This is a genomic window from Desulfovibrio psychrotolerans, assembly GCF_013340305.1.
GTDB lineage: Bacteria > Desulfobacterota > Desulfovibrionia > Desulfovibrionales > Desulfovibrionaceae > Halodesulfovibrio > Halodesulfovibrio psychrotolerans.
In genome coordinates, this window is record NZ_BLVP01000027.1 from 1 (window position 1) to 2485 (window position 2485).

Genomic DNA, 2485 nt, shown 5'->3' on the forward strand with positions numbered 1-2485 from the left:
GATGTGCACCGCCGTGTTGATGCCGGGACGCTGGATATGGCGCAGAAAGAGGCGGGGATCATGGACCGCGACCTTGTGAAGATTGCGGGTATCCAGTCTTCCGCGCCGGGCATGGCCGCTGCGGGTGAGGTGGGCAGCCTGCAGCAGCCCATGGAATCGTGCCGCCATGCCGCTTGTGGCCCGCCTGGCTTCACGGACAGCTTCGGGGGCCAGCACCGAGATGAACTTGTACCCTTCCCTGGCCACCACCGTGGCGGCCTTGGCAGGTTCCGTCTGTACCGGTAAGGCCAGAGCGGAGCCGATGCGGGTACCCATGTCGGCAGGCAAGGCATCGCCAGACAGCGCGAGCAGGTTCTTTAAGGCGTCGGCCTCCTCCGGTGTGGACGAGAACGGTATGCTGAAGGGCCTGTTTCCGGGTGGACAAGAAGAAGGGGAACCGTCGGGCTCCCCTTGCGTATGCATGGTCCTGTCTGTTTCCGGTGACGGTCCTGCTTGCGTCGTTTTCCCTGAATTGCCTTTCGCATTCCCTGCGGTGCCCCCAGATTGCGTCGCGGCATCCTGTGCGTTTCCCTGTCCATGCCCTTGTGCCCATGCCGCCGACGTGAGCACGTCCATGATTTGTCGTGCGTAGTCCAGACAGGCAGCCGAGTCCGGGCAGTGTTTACGCATGGCGTGCAGAACGGCTTCCAGATGCAGGCGGAGCCAGGGCCACCTTCTGTCCATGGCACAGGCCAGCGTCTCACAATGAGCACCCAGTTCCGGTACATCCCAGCTTCGTACCGTAAGGAGCAGCCAGTCCAGGATCAGGGTGGCCTTGTCATCATGCACCACGGGAGGCGTGTCGAGGAAGCAGTGCCGGATGAGCCAGCGGAAGTTGCCCCGACATCCGGGATAGATGGCTGCCATGGCGTTTTCCACCCGCCAGTCCTCAAAGGTGTTCCAGATGTGCTTTTCCAGCGCAGACCGGGTCTGCTTGCACACGGTAAAGTCCGTATGCCGGATGTGGGCTGCCTCATGATCCACAAATCCACGCACAAGACCGTTGAAGGTGTCGTCGCATTGCGCAGGAAGTGAGGGTAATTGTATGACAGTGCCATCCGTATACGCCTCAGTGCCTCCTATGCGTACGGTGACGCCATAGCGCCTGCCCAGTACAGATGCCAGCAACGGCAGGGATTGCAGAATGGGATTTGCAGGCATACCCATCACCACAATCCCAGACTGTCCAGTTGCGGGCCGATGGGAAGCGGGGCCATGGGCATCTCGTCGGCCCCTTCGTCCTGTACGTCGGCATAGTCTTCCTGGGCACCGATGGTCTCGCCGTTTTCCGACAGAACCAGGGAGCCGGGCCCTGTGAACCCGGCCAGAATGTCATCGGGATTTCTCCCATCGAGCATGGACTGGGCATGTTCCAGCAGAGCTTCGGGGTCACGTAACAGACTGACCAGCCCTTGCAGCATGAGCAGAGTCGGGCCCACGATATGCCCTTTCCTGCCCACGGCGGAGAAGGCCGTCTGCAGCAGGTCCGCTACAGGGCTGACACGCGGCTCCACAAAGCTGAGGCCGGTGAGCTTGCGGTACATGGTCCGCAAGGGGGAAAGGGCCTTGCGGGTCACCTCGGTCTTGCCCACAAAACTCTTGTGCCAGGTGTCCGTGGCCGCCTTGGCGATCTCGCCGAACAGGGTCTGACCAAGTCCGGTCACAACGTCTTCAAGGCCAGTGTTCACTAATGAATCCGGCGAGTCGTCCCGTACCGCAGGAGTCTGTACCTTGAACATCTGCCAGGCGAACCCGAAGCGGGAGCGCACGTAGTCCGCGCTGACAATGGAATTGGCAATGATGGATTCCCATCCGGGGTTGGTGCGTATCCAGTCGCGTATCGCATCGTCGTACCGGTCCAGGAAGGCGTCCTTTTCGCGCAGGAATTCCGTTGCGATGCCCTCCAGTTCCGTCTGCACCTCCACGATCCTGTCTTCAGGCAGTGCCCAGCCCCCCAGAAAGCGGACCCCGTTTCTGTCCAGCAACGTCGTGGCCCGGCTCTTGAGGGTGCCGAACACCCGCAGGTCCGCAGGGTTGCAGATGCGCTTGCTGCCCAGCGAGGCCAGTTCTTCAGGGGGGAGATTGGTTGTGTTAAAGTCCGAGGGCACGAGCTTTCTGCGTGCGGTCCAGATGTTCACGGTCAGATGCACAGCCACAAGGCTGTCGAGCACAGTGATGTCCGTATGCATGATTTCCTCCTTGAAAATGTGAAGGGGAGCCGTTTTGACTCCCCTATGGTGTGTTGGTAGTTGCTTCCGCTGCCGGGAACATGCGCTGGGCAAGCTCATGGAGCATGGCGCGGGTTTCGCGTGAGGCCCGGTAGCCCAAGGCCCGGTCCAGGGCGTAACGGATGGGCTGTATATTCTGCCGGGCCAGCGGCTGAAACCGGATGGTCAGTGTGGCCCAGCGGATGAGGGTTCGGGTGGAGAAGGTCACCTCGATGGTC

General features: G+C 61.2%; 3 protein-coding genes. All 3 read right to left on the minus strand.

Annotated features, from left to right (window positions below; all coding sequences use genetic code 11):
* A partial coding sequence (locus tag HUV26_RS13535; RefSeq protein WP_174410675.1) for a hypothetical protein occupies positions 1-1200 on the minus strand: 1200 nt, incomplete at its 3' end.
* Positions 1201-1205: 5 nt separating this feature from the next.
* Entirely contained in the window at positions 1206-2228 is a 1023-nt protein-coding gene (locus tag HUV26_RS13540; protein WP_243451398.1) for a DUF3150 domain-containing protein, read from the minus strand.
* A gap of 43 nt (positions 2229-2271) precedes the next feature.
* Positions 2272-2485, minus strand: a 214-nt coding sequence (locus HUV26_RS13545) for a CbbQ/NirQ/NorQ domain-containing protein (RefSeq protein ID WP_174410674.1), incomplete at its 5' end; no start/stop codon positions are given.

What these genes read in the sequence shown, in the direction of transcription:
- HUV26_RS13540 (WP_243451398.1), bottom strand. Translation starts at nt 2,228, where the DNA reads ATGCATACGGACATCACTGTGCTCGACAGCCTTGTGGCTGTGCATCTG.